Source organism: bacterium (assembly GCA_028821235.1).
In the GTDB taxonomy this organism is placed as follows: Bacteria; Actinomycetota; Acidimicrobiia; order Spongiisociales; family Spongiisociaceae; genus Spongiisocius.
This window is the reverse complement of sequence record JAPPGV010000032.1, coordinates 1-16,017: the sequence shown is the minus strand read 5'-3', so window position 1 is coordinate 16,017 and position 16,017 is coordinate 1. Positions and strand designations below refer to the sequence as shown.

General features: G+C 67.5%; 14 protein-coding genes. 13 read left to right on the top strand and 1 reads right to left on the bottom strand.

Annotated elements, in window-relative coordinates; genetic code table 11:
* Positions 1-92 precede the first annotated feature (92 nt).
* A complete protein-coding gene (locus OXK16_03850) occupies positions 93-4,814 on the top strand; it encodes a DEAD/DEAH box helicase family protein (GenBank protein MDE0375081.1) in 4,722 nt (1,573 codons plus the stop codon).
* On the opposite strand, the gene OXK16_03845 is transcribed toward OXK16_03850, so the two are convergent.
* On the bottom strand, positions 4,782-5,261 hold the full coding sequence (locus tag OXK16_03845; GenBank protein MDE0375080.1) for a helix-turn-helix transcriptional regulator: 480 nt from the start codon (positions 5,259-5,261) through the stop codon (positions 4,782-4,784). The two genes, OXK16_03850 and OXK16_03845, sit on opposite strands and share 33 nt — an antisense overlap.
* A 603-nt stretch (positions 5,262-5,864) precedes the next feature.
* Between OXK16_03845 and OXK16_03840 the strand changes: the two genes are divergently transcribed.
* From OXK16_03840 to OXK16_03785, 12 genes are all read left to right on the top strand, one after another.
* Positions 5,865-7,100, top strand: a complete 1,236-nt coding sequence (locus OXK16_03840; protein MDE0375079.1) for a hypothetical protein — start codon at positions 5,865-5,867, stop codon at positions 7,098-7,100.
* Positions 7,101-8,711: an ATPase, T2SS/T4P/T4SS family gene (locus tag OXK16_03835; protein ID MDE0375078.1), complete on the top strand. Its 1,611-nt coding sequence runs from the start codon at positions 7,101-7,103 to the stop codon at positions 8,709-8,711.
* Positions 8,708-9,529 (top strand): hypothetical protein, encoded by an 822-nt coding sequence (locus tag OXK16_03830; protein MDE0375077.1) that lies wholly within the window; start codon positions 8,708-8,710, stop codon positions 9,527-9,529. Before OXK16_03835 ends, OXK16_03830 begins: the two co-directional genes overlap by 4 nt.
* Positions 9,526-10,260, top strand: coding sequence for a hypothetical protein (locus OXK16_03825; GenBank protein ID MDE0375076.1), 735 nt, complete (start codon positions 9,526-9,528; stop codon positions 10,258-10,260). Before OXK16_03830 ends, OXK16_03825 begins: the two co-directional genes overlap by 4 nt.
* 17 nt (positions 10,261-10,277) lie before the next feature.
* Positions 10,278-10,490 (top strand): hypothetical protein, encoded by a 213-nt coding sequence (locus OXK16_03820; GenBank protein ID MDE0375075.1) that lies wholly within the window; start codon positions 10,278-10,280, stop codon positions 10,488-10,490.
* 9 nt (positions 10,491-10,499) lie between these two features.
* Complete coding sequence (locus OXK16_03815) at positions 10,500-10,928, top strand: hypothetical protein (GenBank protein MDE0375074.1); 429 nt, start codon at positions 10,500-10,502, stop codon at positions 10,926-10,928.
* Position 10,929: 1 nt separating this feature from the next.
* Positions 10,930-11,433: a hypothetical protein gene (locus OXK16_03810; protein MDE0375073.1), complete on the top strand. Its 504-nt coding sequence runs from the start codon at positions 10,930-10,932 to the stop codon at positions 11,431-11,433.
* Complete coding sequence (locus OXK16_03805; protein MDE0375072.1) at positions 11,430-11,771, top strand: hypothetical protein; 342 nt, start codon at positions 11,430-11,432, stop codon at positions 11,769-11,771. The genes OXK16_03810 and OXK16_03805 overlap by 4 nt, the downstream gene beginning before the upstream one ends.
* A complete protein-coding gene (locus OXK16_03800) occupies positions 11,759-12,982 on the top strand; it encodes a hypothetical protein (protein ID MDE0375071.1) in 1,224 nt (407 codons plus the stop codon). The genes OXK16_03805 and OXK16_03800 overlap by 13 nt, the downstream gene beginning before the upstream one ends.
* A 156-nt stretch (positions 12,983-13,138) precedes the next feature.
* Positions 13,139-14,107: a hypothetical protein gene (locus OXK16_03795; protein ID MDE0375070.1), complete on the top strand. Its 969-nt coding sequence runs from the start codon at positions 13,139-13,141 to the stop codon at positions 14,105-14,107.
* Between the two features lie 535 nt (positions 14,108-14,642).
* Positions 14,643-14,891, top strand: a complete 249-nt coding sequence (locus OXK16_03790; protein MDE0375069.1) for a hypothetical protein — start codon at positions 14,643-14,645, stop codon at positions 14,889-14,891.
* Between the two features lie 25 nt (positions 14,892-14,916).
* Complete coding sequence (locus OXK16_03785) at positions 14,917-15,741, top strand: hypothetical protein (GenBank protein ID MDE0375068.1); 825 nt, start codon at positions 14,917-14,919, stop codon at positions 15,739-15,741.
* Positions 15,742-16,017: the final 276 nt, after the last annotated feature.

The following is a 16,017-nucleotide window of genomic DNA, read 5'->3' as shown; positions in this document are numbered from 1 at the left end:
CCACCCTGTGGATAACAAATCGCGAACTGTCCACGAAAGCGGGGCAACTCCAGTTCTTCGCCGCAGCGCCCATCGAGGACTTGGCGGTTCGGATGACCGGCGTCGAGCTGGACCCGACCACAGCCCGGATCTGTGGGGCGATCCACCCCGAGCACACAGTGGTGACCGCTCCCCTCCAAGCCTATAAGGGGTCGGGGTTTTCGGCGGCGATCGGGAACGTGCCCTTCGCCGACGTGCGCACCAAGGACGGCCTCGGAACGGTGGACCAGCCCGTGTCGCTGCATAACTACTGCCTCGCCAAGTCGCTGGCCGCTCTGGCGCCGGGAGGTCTGCTGGTGGCTCTCACAAGCCGGTACACGCTGGACTCGGTGAGCCCCGCGCAGCGGAAGCAGATCGCCCGCTGGGGCTGCTTCGTGGGCGCGGTGCGCCTCCCCAACAACACGTTCACCGCGCAGTCGGGAACGTCGGTAGTGACCGATGTGGTGGTGTTCCAACGCCGCCCCGAACCGTTGAAGACCGAGGAACTACCCGCCCACGAACAATGGTGGGACACCGCTGAGTGGTCCACGTCCGACGGTACCCCGTTCCGCCAGAACGCCTGGTACAGCGTGAACCCCGACCTGGTGATCGGCACCCCCGAAAGCGGCGGCATGTGGGGCCGAGACGACATAACACTGGTTACCGAAGACCCGCTCGAAGACCTGATCCCCACAGCCCTCGACAACCTGGCCTCCCGTGTTGTGCTGCCGTACCCGCTGCCCGACGCGGCCAGCCGGGCCGACCGCACCGCGGTCAGCCCCTACCCGTCGTTCGTGCCTCCCGCCTGGGCCCGGGAGGGATCGATATTCGTCACTCCCAAGGGATTCCTCCAGATCAGCGAAGGCCTGCCCCGAGAGATCAAACCCCGCCTCGACCCACCCGACCCGGCGCTTCGGAGCGTCCCATCGAGTGTGAAGCGGGCCGACCTGAAACGCCGCAGGGCGGAGGCCAGCACGAAGCTCGCCGCCATGTGCGACCTCAGAGACGTGGCCCGCGAGCTGTTGGCTGCGGAGCAGAGCGGCGCGGAGAACACCGACGACCTCCGGGTGGAGATGGGCGCCGCCTACGACCGTGCGGTGGCCGCCCTTGGCCACACCCTGATCCGCCGAGACGACGACGGGAATATGCGCCGCCAGTACCTGGGCGGGTTCGTCGCCGATCCTGACTGTGTGTTCCTGATGGGACTCGAGGAGGACGGCCCGGACGGGACCCCGGTGAAGGGACCAGCGTTCCGGCGGGCGATGACCACCCCGGTGGTGGCGCCCGCTGAGGTGTCCACCCTCACAGAAGCGGTGATGCAGTCGGTCGGTCGGCTGGGCCGGGTGGATGTCGAGTTCATGCGTTCGGTCACAACGTTCGGCTGGACAGAAGACGACCTGGTGGCCGAAGGGCTCGCCTACAGGAACCCGGACACGATAGGAGCCCCCGGCGAGCAGGAGTGGGTAGCCGGCCCACTGTATTTGGCGGGCGATGTGCGGACCAAACACGCCGAAGCCGCGGCGGTAGCCGCCGACGACGAACGGTACGCCCCGAACGTTGCCGCCCTCGAGAAGGTCCTGCCGCCGTTCGTGGCGGCGGCGGACATCGAGATCAGCTGTGGCACCACCATGTTGGAACCGCACGAGGTTGAGGAGATGATCACCGACACGCTCGGACCCATCAGAGACCTGCGGGTGACATATTCGTCTGCGGGCGGCTGGGGAATCAGCGGCCAGGCCGACACCTACTCGGCGGACTTCGTGTCGGTGTGGGGCACCGCCAGCGCCAGTGCTCTGCGGATCCTCGACGCGGCATGGTCGGGCCGCCAGGTGGTTATCACCCGCCCAGACCCCCGTTACCCCGACGACCCCAAGCGCCGCATCGTTGACACCGAGGCCACCGCGCTCGCTGCCGAGAAGGTAGAGAAATGGCATGACCGTCTCAACGAGTGGATGTTCGACAACTCGGTCGCCCGCCGCGAGGAAATGGAGCGGCGTTGGAACACGCAGTACAACCGTTTCGTTCCGCCCACCTACCCGGCCGAGTGGATGGAGGAACCGCCCGGGCTGAGCGACGAGTTCCGTTCCCTGGGCCTGTACGAACACCAGAAGACCGCCGCGGCGCGGATCGCACTCGGCGACGACTTCTTGCTGGGCCATTGCGTCGGCGCCGGCAAGACGGTCACGATGGCGGCGGGGGTGATGCGGATGCGCCAGCTGGGTATCCGCCAGAAGCCGCTTCTGGTGGTACCGAACCAGGTGGTCACACAGTTCGGCGTGGAGTTCATGCGCGCGTTCCCCGACGCGAAGGTGCTGATGCCGCCGAAGGGGGACACCCCCGGCCGCAAGCAGCGCCGCCAGTTCGCCTCCCAGAGCCTGTGGGGGGACTGGGACGCTGTGATCGTGCCTCACTCGTTCTTCAACCTGATGCCGCTGCGACCTGACACGACGGTGGCGCATCTGCAGTCGCGGCTCGCAGAAGTGCGGGAGGATTACGAACGGGCCAACAACGAGCAGGCTCTGCACGGCGACCGCAACACGAGCGGGCAAGCCCGCCGGAAGCGGACGATCAAACAGATCGAGAAACAGGTCGCGCGGGCGGAGGAGAGGCTGGGGAAGCTGCTGGCCGCTACCAAGGACGACGACGTGTGGTGGGAGGAGTACGGGTTCGATTACGTGTTGGTGGATGAGGCGCATGAGTTCAAAAATTTGGCGATCCAATCGACCGACCGCTCCGCCAACCTGACGGGCGCTGAGAAGGCCGAGGACCTGCTGATGAAGATCGAGGTGCTACGGAAGCGTCATCCGGGGAAGGGGGTCGCTACCTTGGCGACGGGCACTCCCGTGTCCAACCGGCCCTCGGAGCTGTGGGCGATGCTCCGCTACCTGGGCCCGGACCTGCTCGAATCGGCGGGTGTGTTCACCTATGACGCCTGGTCGTCGTGGTGCACCACCAAGGCGACGAGCCTCGAACCGTCCCCCCTCGGCGGCGGGTTCGCCCCCCGAACCAGGGTGTCGGCGTATGTCAACGTGCCGGAGCTGCGGGCGATGATCGACACCCGAGCCGACATACGCACCGCGGACAGCCTCGGCCTGGTACGCCCACCGCTTGCCGGCGGTGACCGCCAGGACGTCTACGCCCCGGCGTCTAGGCTGCTCAACGGCTGGATGGACTCTTTGGCGGAGCGGGCTGTGGGCCCCCGGGACAACAAGGACATCCTGATCGCTCTCATCACCTCGGCCCGCCAAGCAGCCGTGGACCTGAGCACGGTGGGGATCCCACCTAACCCTGAACGTCCCTCGAAGCTGTTCACCGCCGCCGACCACATAGCGGCCCTCCACCGGGAGAAAGCGGACTGGCGGTTCCCGGATTCGGACACGACGGGAACGCTGCAGCTGGTGTTCTGCGACATCGGGACACCCACCGCGGACGGGCCGAGGACCTACGGCACGCTGGCGGACGCTCTCGTCGATCGGGGTGTGCCCGCCGACCGTATCGAGTTCATCCACGACTACCCGTCGGCGGCTGAGAAACAGGACCTGTTCCGCCGCTGCCGGGAGGGGGACGTGTCCGTGTTGGTCGGGTCAACATCGAAGATGGGCACGGGCGTCAACGTCCAGACACGCCTCTCCGACGTTCATCACCTCACCTTGGATTGGAAACCGGCGCTGATGGAACAGCGGGAGGGTCGGGGCCTGCGGCCGGGGAACCTGTGCCCCGAAGTGGGTGTCTGGTATCACATCGGGGAAGGCACCAGCGACGTGATGCAGCTGTGCGTCCTCCGGAACAAGGACGCGTTCATCCGCCAGTTCATCGAGGGCAGCGAACGGGTGATCGACGTGTGCGGCACCAATGAGGACACCCTGACCTACGACGACATGATGGCCCACGCCACCGGCGACAGCCGGGCCGTGGCCCTCTCGGAGGTGGCCGCCGAGGTAGCGACACTCCAACGCCAACGGAACGCCGCCCGGGTAGCGGTACGCCAAGCCACCGACCTGCACCGCTACACCGAACAGCGCCTCGCCATGTCACGGTCCGTCTACAACGAACTGGGCGGGTATTCGGTGGTGTCCCCCACCGCACCGTTCGTCGAACAAGACGGGCACCGCCCACTCAACCGCCAAGACGCCACCGCTCTGCTCGCCCGGGCCGCGTACCAACGCTGGCGGACAGCGAACTACGCCTACACCGACCAGGCCGAAACGATCGCCAAGGTCGGTGACGTTCCGATATGGGTTCGCTCCCGTGGACGCCTGACTACGCTCGGGGTCGGCCCGCCCCTGGCGAAGCTGTCAACCAGCCTCCAAGGCGGCCAGGTCATCAACGCCCACAACGCCGCCTGCGGCCGCCCCGTGCACGGCACCGTCCCCGACCTGGAACGGCGGGTCCGGAACCTGCTCAAGGACATCCCCGCTACCCGCGCCGCCGCAGGCCAGCGCATCCCCCAGCTGGAACGGACCCTCGAATCCACAACCAAAGCGGTAAACAAGGCATGGCCACATCACCAACTGCTAGCCCGCAAGACGGCACAGATGGAAGCGATCCGCCGAGACATCAACGAGAACCCGATAGAGCGGCCCGTACCCGACGTGCCGGTACCGACACGGGCGATAGCCGAAGCGTTCGCCGCCGGCGAGGACGTGGCAGCACTCCTGGACCTGCTCGAAGTTGAGCATCGGGGACCGGAGGACCAAACCTCCGATCTGATCCTGACCGCCGACCGGACCGTTGAGGAAGTGGACAGCCCAGACACCGACCGGCTAGCCCACCTGAGTCCGTCGCTGTCGCTGTAACCCCTTAGCCGCCTTGTGCTTCGTCACCGTCCGGCGCTGGCGGCTGCTGGGGGCGGCAGTCTCAACTTTGGCGGCGGCGGCCTGGGCGCCGCGTTGGCGTTCACGGCGGGTTCGGGTTCGGGCTGGTGCGACGATGGGGATTCGGTGGTCGTCGAACACGGCGGTCAGCTCGAGGTGGCCGCCGAGGCTTTCTACTACTGCCCGGACTGTGGACACCAGGTGGTCTTCGGTACGTTCCATAGCCGCGACGGCCGGTTGTGCCCGGTCGAGGCGGCGGGCGAGCTCGGCTTGGGTCATCTCACGGGCTCGCCGGAGCTCTCGTAGGTTGTGCGCCGCCAGCGTATCCCACGCCTCCTGTTCGAGGGCATCAACGCGGGCGCGCCGTTCGGGGTCGTTATCTATGTGGCTTACTAGGTCGCTGAACTTGCGGGCTGCCATCAGTGTCATCTCCCCTTCTCTCTGAGTTTGACCGGTAGCTCCCCTTACGGGTCATCTAACCCTGCCTCCCTGCGGCACCGTTCGTAGCGGCTGTCCGCCTGGGGTAGGAAGGCCAGTGGGCAACCTGGTGCGAGTTGTAGTTTCCGCCCAACAGCAACACGGCAGCGCGGCGGGGGTCGAACACGAACAGTATCCGCATTGTGGCTTGCTTGCTCCTCGAGGACGCAACTCCTTCATGTTGTGGAACCTCGAAGTAGCGATCCGATCCACGAACGGCCTGCCCAGCGTCAGACCCTCAACGGCCAGAACCCTCATGACAGCTGCGATCTCCTCCTGTTCGGTGCCGGTAAGCGCCATGAACCAGATGTCAAACTCGGCGACGGTGAAGATCGACCACCTGATCTCACCATTACAAGGCGGACTGTAAGACCTTCGAAGCCGGGCCGGACGGTGGCCCTCCTCATTTCCGCGGTCTAGCAACTGGCAAAAGTAGGGGCGGAGCAACACTCCAGTGGTGATACTCACAGGCTATTTGCGTTGCAAAGCGTTGCAGTGTTAGAGTCTACGGATAGCAAGAAATGGTCCATTTCTGTGTGGGCTTCGGAGGTAGGCGTGTTCCGTGGTAGAGCCGCACGCCTCGCAGCGGCGGGCGTACTCGTCGCCGCAGCGGTGGTGTTGGTATTGCTGTTCGGCCGCGCTCCCCCACCGGCCGTTGTCGGAGTCCTGTTCGCCACCGAGCCGTGGCCGCGGGGGACCGCAGGCGAAGTTGTTGTTATCGACGTCCCCGAGTCCCTAGCCCCGTTGTTCGTGACCCCCGACGGACTGGGCAACAGCGTGGCCGCCCTCGACATCCCCCGTGGGACGTTCATCACCGCCGAGATGCTCCGACCGCCCGGGCCGCTGCTCGGCCAAGAAGGGCTGACCAGTCTGCGCCTGGGGGTCGCGTCCAACCTGTGGCCCGACCCGGGCCCTGCCAGCGGCGACGAAGCAGTGGTCGGCATAGCCGCCGAAGCGTGCGCCATCGCCGTCACCGAACTAGTGGACGTGGCTGCAGGGGAGGGCACAGTGACCGTCGCGGTCACCCCCGCCGTGGCCGTCGAACTCATGGCCCAGTCCAACCTGGCGGTATGGCCACCGGTAAGCGGGACATGGCCCGAGTGTCTACGCCCCGAACCTCCCGAACCGATCCTGACGGTACCGCCAGGCACCACCAGACTGGCCCTCGCCGCGACCTCCGATCTGTGGCCGCCGCCCGGGCCACAACCCGGAGACCGGGCCGTGGTCGCCCCCGCCGCCGACGCCTGCGCCCTGGCCGTGACCCACCTACTGGACGTGAACGCCGCCACAGGCGCTGTTGTCGTAGCCGCCGCCGCCGACGACGTGGCCGCTCTCCGAGCCGTGGAAGGCCTCTCCGTATGGCCGGCGGGCAGCGTGGACTGGCCATCATGCGGCCCCGACCGGTGGCGACTCCACTCCGGAGTACCCGAGGGATCAACCCCACTACAGATCCTGGTCAACCCCACCTACTTCCCACCGCCCGGCCCCTCCGCCGGCGACCTGGTGGCGGTAGGACACTCCGACGAGGGTTGCGCCTGGTTGGTCACCGAACTGCTCGCCGCCGAGGGGGGGTCCGTCAGTCTGGCGGTCACACCCGACGTGGCCATCCGACTCATGGCCGAACCCGACCTGGCGGTGTGGCCACCGACCACCGAAGGCACCTGGGACATGTGCGCCGATCAGCCCGACGCTCCGCAGCCCGACCCCGAACCGGCCACCGAGACTCCTCCCGTCCCAGCCGAGGACACAACACCAGCCGAGGGCACAACACCGGGCGAGGAGGGCGGGTAGATGCTGCTCGTTATCAAAGACGGCAGGCTCGCCCCGGAAGTGACCAAGTGGGTCGCCCGAAACCTGACCGACGGAGTACGCCACAAGGAGCGGGGAGTGGTTCTGGTCGAGACGCTCGGCGACGAGGCGCTGCGGACAGCGCGAGGGCAGGTGCTCGTGGTGCGCTCGGACATCGATTACGACCGTCTGCTCGCTGCGGCGGCCGGCGCCGCGGCGGTCGCGCTTATCACCAAGGGCAAAGCACAGAACGTCAGGGCCTGGCTCGACCTCGACACTGGCGCTGGGCACCGGGTGCCTCTGGTGGTCGTGATGGTCACCGACGAACCCGTACCGGACGTGGCTCTACTAGCCGCCACCGCCGGCGCCACCGCGATACGGAACGTCCGCCCGGCGCCGCACCGGAAGGCGATCAAGCAGCTGCGCCGCACGGGCCGGAGCCTGGCCCCCTACGCCGTGCAGCCCCGACGCTTCGACGCGTGCGACTCGGCTACGCACCGGGCGGGAGCACGCCAGCAAGCCGAGGACATACTCGCCGACCTGCTGAGACGCGACGATGTGGAGGAGTACCAGGTGTTCGCCGGGGGGCGGATGCAGATCCAGTACGACGACGGCCGCCGCGAGGAACAGGCGTCCCCGTTCCCCACCGACCACGCACTGGCGGAAGCGATCAGGTTCTTAGCCACGTTCGGAGGCGACCGCCCCGAACGCTTCGACGAGCAGCATCCCCGCCTCGACATGAACCTGAAGGACAGGTGGCGCCTCCACGCTGAGGGTTTTGTGGTGAAACCGATGTACCTCGCGCTCCGGTCGAACATGGGCGGGCGGCGTTCGCTAGCGGAGTTGGGATTCGCTGACGAACGGCTGAACGGGCTTCTGGTGGCAGCGAGCGCCGGAACGCATCGTGCGAACGTGATCGCCGCCGCCCAGACGAGCGGCGGCAAAACCACCCTGGTCCAGGCGATCCTGGCCCACACCCCTCCACACGAGAGGGTGGACACCATAGAGGACGTCCCCGAGTTGCGCCTAGCCCACTACGGCATCCACCGTCTCACCTTCGAGAGACTGACCCGCGACGCCAACGCCGACGGCGTGGGCGAGCTGACCATGGCGGACCACATCCGGCAGGCCAAGCGCGGCAACGCGTCGAAGGTCGTCGTGGGAGAGATACGCGGCGCAGGGGCCGACGCCCTCTTCGACGCCATGTCGTCGGGGATGAACGGATGCCTGGCAACGCTGCACTCCCCGCCGGGTACAGGTGTGCTGAACAAGATGGTGGCCTACGCCGCGGCGGAAGGCTCACCCGAACAGTACGCCCGCCGTCAGATAGCGGCCGGCGTGCACCTACTGGTCTGGCTGGGCGTCAACAACCGCAACGAGAGGGTGATCGCCGACGTAACCGAGATCGTAGGCATAGACGACTCTGGCATGCGCATCCGGACGAACTGCCTTTGGCACCTGACCGAGGGCGACCGGTGGGCACGGCCCGTAGGCCGTCCTCAAAACCCGGTGGTAGCCGCCCTCTACAAGTCGGTGGACATCTCCCTCCACGACATGAGCGAACCCCGCACCGACCGGCCCCTGCGGGTGGTGGACTCCGGAGGCGAACGGTGAACCCGACCGGGTGGATCGTCACGGCAACGGCCCTAGCCGGTGTGGGCCTCGTCCTGTGGCCCGACCGCCAGCCGGTACCCACCCTGCTGGTGATGCGAGCCGCCCGGACGCGGCAAGCGGTGCGGGAGACCCGACCGGCGACGGTGCTCGGCCCCGCAGGAGCGGCGACGGTGGGAGCCGCCGTCGCTGTTCAGTGGGGCATGATCCTCGCCCTAGCCGCTGTGATCCTCTACGGCGTCGGCCTGTGGGCACTGTCGCTGCGGGGCCGCAGCGCCCGCCGGACCCGCCGGACCGAACGGATGGCACGGCTGACGACGGTGCTCGCCAACCAGGCCTCCACCGCCACCACGGTCGGCGAGGCGTTGACCCGCGCCGCCCCACTAGCGACGGGCAGCGTCGGAGCGGCCGCGCAACGCCTAGCCCGCGGCTACCAGGAAGGGGCTGTAGCGGACGCCTCCCGCGAGTTCGTCACGGCCGTCCCGGTCACAGCGGCGGTGTGGCTCACCGACGTGCTCCTCGCCTCCGGGAGGGGCAGCGGGCGGGTGGCCGACGTGCTGAGCACTCTAGAGACCCTGGCTGCCGCCGACGCCGACGACGCCCGACACTTCCACCGCCATGTAGCCGCGCAGATGATCCCTACTGTCACCGCTCTCGTCCTCGCAGTGGGGACCGTTGGGGGCATAGCGGCGTGGCTGCCCGACTACGGTCTCTGGCTGCTCAGCCCCACCGGCCAGCGGATCTCGCTGGTCGGGTCGATGGCGATCGCCTTCATGTGTGCCCCCATGTTCGCCGCCGCGGCGGCTCGGATGCGGTCATGATCTGGCTGGCGGTGATGTCACTGGTAGCGCTGGCCGTGGTGCTGGTGCTGACTGACCCCCCCGTGTACGACGACGCCGAAGACATAGCCGCGGCCGGCTGGTCACCCGCCCTGTTCACCGTTCTATCGGCTGTCTGCACCCTGGCGGTGACCGTAGCCGTGTTCGCTCTCGTGGCAGCGACCACCGGGGCGAGAGCGGCCCCGGCTATCGGGATCGCCGCCGGGGCCTGGATGCCGCTGCTGCTGCCCCCTCGGCTGCGCCAGATCGTGCGCGACTCCCACAGCCGCCGCCAGGCCAGCGCCCTCCACTCGTGGCTGCGCCGGGTCCGCCTCTACACCGCGATAGGGATGCCGCTGCGCCAGGCCTCTGTGGAAGCCGCCCACCAGACCACCGAACGGGCGTTCACGCCCGTAGCGTCGGCTATCGCCACCGCCCTCGAGGGAGGCCGCGACCCCCTGACCGCCGCTGCCCAGCGGGTTAGCGGCGCAGCCGCCGAGACGCTGCTCGGAACCGTCGACACAGTAGAACGCAGCGGCGCAGCCGCCACCGAACTTATAGACCATGTGGTGGACCGGGCGATTGCTGTGTACGCAGCCTCCGGCGCCGAACGCACCGACCAGCTCGGACGCACCACCGGAACCCTAGGGGCAGTCATCGTCGCCGTGGCCGTGGCGATGCTCATGTTCGGAATCGCAGCATCGATCAACACGGGCGGCGTGGCCGCACCGTGAGATAAGGGAGGAACGCTATGGATAGATCAGTCGGGGTAGTGCTCGGCATCGTGTTCACCGTGCTCAGCATGATCGCCGCCGCCGCCATCATGTGGGGCACGTTCGAGGACGGCCAACAACAGATCGAAGATGTGAACCCCTACGCCGGGATCACAGTCCAGGCCGTGTGCACCGCGGCAGGCGGCACATGGACAGTCGGCAACGCTGTCGGCTCGCAGTGCCACGAATAGGCACAGAGCGTGGAGCAAGCGGTAGCCCTACTCAAGCTTGGTGTCGTGTGGCTGGCGCTGGTGACGACGGTCCTGTCACTGTTCTTGTCCTACACGTCCCGCCTCGATGCCCGCTCTGCCGCCCGTTCCGCGGCCTACGCTGCCGCTACCGTCCTCGGACGAGACTGGAACTGCCAAGCAACCGGAACGGACTGGACCAGAGCCGAGACAGCCGCGGCGGAAGCCTCCGGCCACCGACTCGCCGGAAACCGGAGGCTCATAGTCACCGACTTCGGACTGTCCGCCGACACCGCCACCTGCACCGTGCTCGCCGTGCTCCAGGTCGTACCTATCAGCGCCAGCCGGTGGTGGTGGACCGATCCCGTCCATGCCATGGCATGCGCCCCGACCAGGGCAAGCGGTCTGCCCCTACCAACCGCCTGCGGGCAGAGGGCCTGACATGGACGAGGCAGTCGGCGGAGTGCTGGCGGCACCTGTCATCCTCCTCGCGATCCTGACCATGGCCACCGTCGTCGAGATAGCCGACCGCCGTGAGCAGCTCGCCACAGCCGCTCACCGCGGCGCTGTGAACGCAGCCGCAGGCGTGTACGCCGACGCGTCACCAGCCGAGGTGCGAGCCGGGGTGCAGGCAGGCGACGACGCAGCAACCGCCGCGTCACAGGTGTGCGCCGACCAGCTGGACGTGACAGTCGAATACTACGACCAACGGATCAGCGGCTGGATGCCTTCCTCCCGGTACGAAACGAGCACCGTCTGGGTCGGGACCACACCCAACCTGACCGAGGCGCGGGTCACAGTGGAATGCTGGCTCCTGCCCGGCCCCATGCCAGGACTGACCCCCCGAGTAAGCCACCAGGCCCAAGTGGCCCTACCGACCGCTCCGCCGGTGTCCGCTGCCGCTCCGGACACCGACCCGTTCAGCGGGCTACAGGAGGAACGGTGAGGTTCTCCCTCACTACGGTCAGCATGGCCGGCATGATCGTGTTCGCCATGCTGTACCTAGCGGACTACGCCACGTGGGTTCGGGGCCAAGAACTCGCCTACGAGATAGCAGCCCGCGACTACTGGATCACCCTCGCGGACTGCGCCGACGACCTCGTGTGCTCCGCGAACGTGCCCGACACCGCCTGCCGACACACCAACGACGCTATCGAAGTCACCGCCGACCTCGGCCACCGCCGCCGCTTCCCGTTCGGAGCGGTCCCCATCAAGGCATCCCTATGGTTCGACGCCGCCGCTTACTCGGTCAACGTAGCTGCTGTACCTCCATGCGGGCCGTAGTCTACGTCATCCGCCGCTGGGACACGGCCGACGGCCGGGCCAACATCGGGCGCTGGGCCGTCGCCGTGACCATCATCGCCGGCTACGCCCTCTCTGTCCGCTGGCTGTGGTCCCACGACCTCATCCCCTCCCGACTCGCCGACCTGACAACACCCTGGCAACGAATCCGCCAACAAGGCGAACCCGACGAAACGCTGATCCCCCTCGCCATAGCCCTCGCCCTCCTCGCCACCCTCCCCCTGGTAGCCCGAGCCGCCCAAACAATCCACGCCCTCCGCCCCTGGCAACCGCACAGCGGCGGCCGCTACCTCGCCCGCACGTCGGAACCGATACCGATCCCCGCCGCCTCCTGGTCCCAATTCACACAGCAGTTGCTGCTCGACCGGGCCCGCGCCGAGTCCGAAGACAGCGGCCACCCGGGTTCCGGCACCGTGCAGCGGCTACTCACACCCAGATCCGCGCCCGAACAACCCGACCCAGACCCTCCCGACGGCGCCGAAGTGTCTCAGCCAGAAACACCACCGTCGGCGCCGCCACCAGCCCCCGAACCACCGTCACCAACACCCATCCTCACCGACCGACTCGCCGCGGCTGTCCTCGAGATCACCCCGGATCCGGATCAGCCTACGACGCCGCCCGCCGTATGGCAGGGAGCGGCGGCAGCCGGGGGGCCTGTGGACACGACAGGTGAGGAGGTAGCCGAGGCGGTCGGGATCCCCAAGGTGCGTCTCCTGAGGTTGTGTGGGGACGAGTGGGGGATGAAGCTTCCAAGATACAGTTTGCTGGCGCTGATAGCGTACCGGGGCGAGGCTACGGTGGCCGAGGCGCATCGGGCGTTGGACACGTCCAAGTCGGCGGCGAAGTCGCTGCTCTGGCGGGCCAGCAGAGCGGGATGGGTGACCTGGGACGGCCGCCAGTATTGGCGCTTGGCTGAGGGGGTCGTCACAGATGTAGCTGCTCTGAACGCTGCCGTGCTACGCGGCGAGGAAGAAGTAGCGGTAACGCTGGCCGAGGGGCTGGGCCGGCCGCTACACCGGGCAGAGGGACCCATGGCTGCTTGGATCGACGACCCGATCTACGCCATCAGACGTTCCGTCCGGGCCGACCTGGTGGAAGAAGCCGCCAACGCCCTGGCCGCTGCCGTTGAGAAGTGGCCGCACCGTGTGGCCTTCCGCTCCGCTGTGGACAGGATCTACGGTGACGCCGCTTAGTGGCATCGCCGCCTGTCTGCGAGGGCCGCTGGACCCATTCTCCGTCTTCGCTGCGGTGTATCGGCGGCGCGGGCGGCGAGTTGTGTCACTAACGGTTATCACCTTCGTCTCCGAAGGCATCCAAAGGCCGCTGCCAACCAGCTAAGGAGACAGAGGATGACCACAAACCGCAACCTCAGATTGTGGATAGCCGTCCTGCTGCTAGGGGTATTCGCTCTCGCCGCCATAGCTGCCTGGGACCTGTTCCTCCGGCCCGCCGACGTAGCGCAGCCGGTGCAGCCCACCACAGCAGGAGTGACTCCGGCTACGACCCGACTCGAGGCCGCCGACCTGGCCGCCACCACCATCACTACACCGGCCGCCACGACCGGCTCTGCGGTGCCGCCCACTACTACCACCGCATCCACTACTACCACCACGAGTACCACGCCGACTACGACTACTACGGCCGTGGAGTTGGTCGAAGACGAGGGCTGGCACACCCATCAGGACGGCGAGGTGCATACCCATGACCACGCTCCGCCGCCCACCTTTGTGGTGGACACGAGCGGGGAGGGCTGCCCGTACGGAACGTACACCGACCGGCACCGGGTCCCCGACCAGTGCGTCCTCGACCGCCTCCAGGAGATCTTCTCAGCGGTCCTCGCCGGCACCCACGCTGAGCGGATGGCTGCTATCCGCGACGGCAACGACCTCGGCCCCGTTTTCGCCGGGCTCGAAGCCTTTGTGGACGAGAAGTACCCGGACTACTTCAACGGCTGGCGGGACGCGGACCTGCGTGCCTGGTTCACCGTCACCGTCGAGGGTGCCATGTGGCAGGGGCCAGAGCGGTTGGGGGTGCGGTGGCGGATCGCTCGTGAGGACCTCGACCCGGTCGCCGAGCGGTGGTACCTGGCCCCGGCGGTGTGGGTCGACGGGCAGTGGTGGGTGTCCCGGTCAGCCTTCTGTCGAGCAATGGTGAGCCGAATGGAGGGCGGGACGGCCAGCCCATCCTGCCCACCCGATCCGCGGCCCGGTATCCCCGCTGAGGAGGAAATCCGAGCGGGCGGCATAGCGGTCTACGACCCCGAGGACCTGCCCGGCGCGGAGCGCATCAAAGTGAGCGGCGGGGCCGACATCTGGTGACCCGCCGGCCCCCGTCCGCTCGCGGCCGCCGTGCGTCCGCTCGCGGCCGCCGTGGCCTGGTCGCCGGCGGTGTCGGCTGTCTGGTGGTGGCTGTGGGTTTGCTGGTGGCTGTCCAGCGGCCGCCGGGAGCGGAGGCGCACGGAACCCACGAGGGGCTCCAGACTTACTACACCTGGAGTCCCGGCAGCGTAGTCACCAAGTATGCCACCCAGTACCAGTACAACCACCAGGAACGGTTCGAGATCGACGGGCAGTGCGTCGACTGGGGACCCGGGCCGAACGGGTTCCCGATCTGCGTCCGACGAGGGACATCGTCCGTATACTGGGCTTTCTGTACCGGGTGGGGGCCGAACACGAGTTGTGGGCATACGCCGTCCCGGCGGGATGCTCACTTTACGGGCCACAGTTCGACCCGCACCGGTAGGAGCCGGCAGGTAGTCGTCGGACGGGAGTGCTCGGCGGGGGGTAGCAGCACGAACACTTCTTCTCCGGGGGGTGGTGGGTGGCGAACCTCCGCGCCGTCCACAGGAGGCCGGTGCGGGTCTTGGTCCGGGTCCGGTACCCACACGAGCCCGTCCACGACAACTACCTCAACAACGACTACACAGCCACCTCCGGATCCCGACTCAGACCCAGACCCGGATCCCTCCACGACGTCCACCACGCGGTACCGCCCGCCGACAACACGGCCCACAACGACCACGATCCGGCCTCCGCCGACCACGACACAGCCCACAACGACCACGACCACCACAATTCCGGCGGGTTGGTCGGATGGGTGTGATTGGGTGTTCGAGGAGGGCGTGTCGGTGACGCGGTTGCTGCCGGTGGCGCCGCCTGCGGCGCTGTACGTGTGGTCGGGGGACGAGCCGACCGGGATGCGGATGCGGTACGTGAACGTGGACGGCGTGTGGGCCCAGCAGCTCTCGGGCACCCCTACGGCTGTGGGGGTGTGGACGGGGACGCTGGCTGCGCGCAACCCGACCCCTGATGGTGTGACCGACCTGGACTGCTCGTTTGAGGTCATTTCGGGTACGGCCGAGTGCTCGTTGACGATCCCTAGCGACCAGATGGACTCGGTGCGGGCGGCGGTGGGATGGCAGACGGACGTGGCCGGTTCCGGACCCGGCGGTTCCAGTTACACGATCACTACGGGTGACCCGGCGGCTGGTGGTGGTTCTCCTCGGGTCTGGCCTTCGTGGGCGGCGGATGCCGATTTGACGGTGACTGACACTTCGGGGTGTGTGTGGACGATGACCGAGGTCATTTCGTCGGCGCATCCGCTGTTCGTCTGGTACGCCCCGGATCGAAGCACCGTACGCAGCGTGTCCGCAGGCCTGGGGGCGCAGTGGGACGCGATGACGACCGCGCAACGGCAGGAGGTCGAGCGGGCGGGCCGGGCGCTTCTGTCCAGGGTGGGGCTCGGCGCACCTGAGGACAATCTGTCGGTGGGGGGCAGCTGCGCGTCGGGCGACGACCAGGAGCACGACTGTGTTTGGGGGATCCCGTTCCCCGGTGTGTGGCAGTGGGCTCTGATCGTGCGATATGAAAGCACCGAGGACGGCGCTGACCGTGACCTGACGGTGATGTCTGGAACGTCGAGGTTCTGGAAGTTTGCCGACATCGCCGGCTAGCGCTCTGCTGGACGGACGTGGCTCCTGAGCCTCTGTTCTTAAGCGTGATCCGGGGGACAAGCCTTGGCGCTCTCGAGGCTGTCGAGATCCTCCCGATCCCGACCAGCCATCTGGCCGACCGCATCGAGGCGCTGCTATCCGCCTACACCACAAGAATGAACTCCACTCCATCCTTACCGAGCTGGAGGGCATCGTGTCCGGTACAACGAGGTCCTCAACCGAGTGGAGTCCATTCTTGTGGTGTATGGGGGGTGAGGGTCCTTTGATTTAGGTGAC

Coding starts and splice junctions, on each gene's coding strand:
- OXK16_03825 (MDE0375076.1), top strand. CDS start 9,526: ATGATCTGGCTGGCGGTGATGTCACTGGTAGCGCTGGCCGTGGTGCTG.
- OXK16_03795 (MDE0375070.1), top strand. CDS start 13,139: ATGACCACAAACCGCAACCTCAGATTGTGGATAGCCGTCCTGCTGCTA.
- OXK16_03850 (MDE0375081.1), top strand. CDS start 93: ATGACCGGCGTCGAGCTGGACCCGACCACAGCCCGGATCTGTGGGGCG.
- OXK16_03800 (MDE0375071.1), top strand. CDS start 11,759: ATGCGGGCCGTAGTCTACGTCATCCGCCGCTGGGACACGGCCGACGGC.
- OXK16_03835 (MDE0375078.1), top strand. CDS start 7,101: ATGCTGCTCGTTATCAAAGACGGCAGGCTCGCCCCGGAAGTGACCAAG.
- OXK16_03845 (MDE0375080.1), bottom strand. CDS start 5,261: ATGACACTGATGGCAGCCCGCAAGTTCAGCGACCTAGTAAGCCACATA.
- OXK16_03810 (MDE0375073.1), top strand. CDS start 10,930: ATGGACGAGGCAGTCGGCGGAGTGCTGGCGGCACCTGTCATCCTCCTC.
- OXK16_03820 (MDE0375075.1), top strand. CDS start 10,278: ATGGATAGATCAGTCGGGGTAGTGCTCGGCATCGTGTTCACCGTGCTC.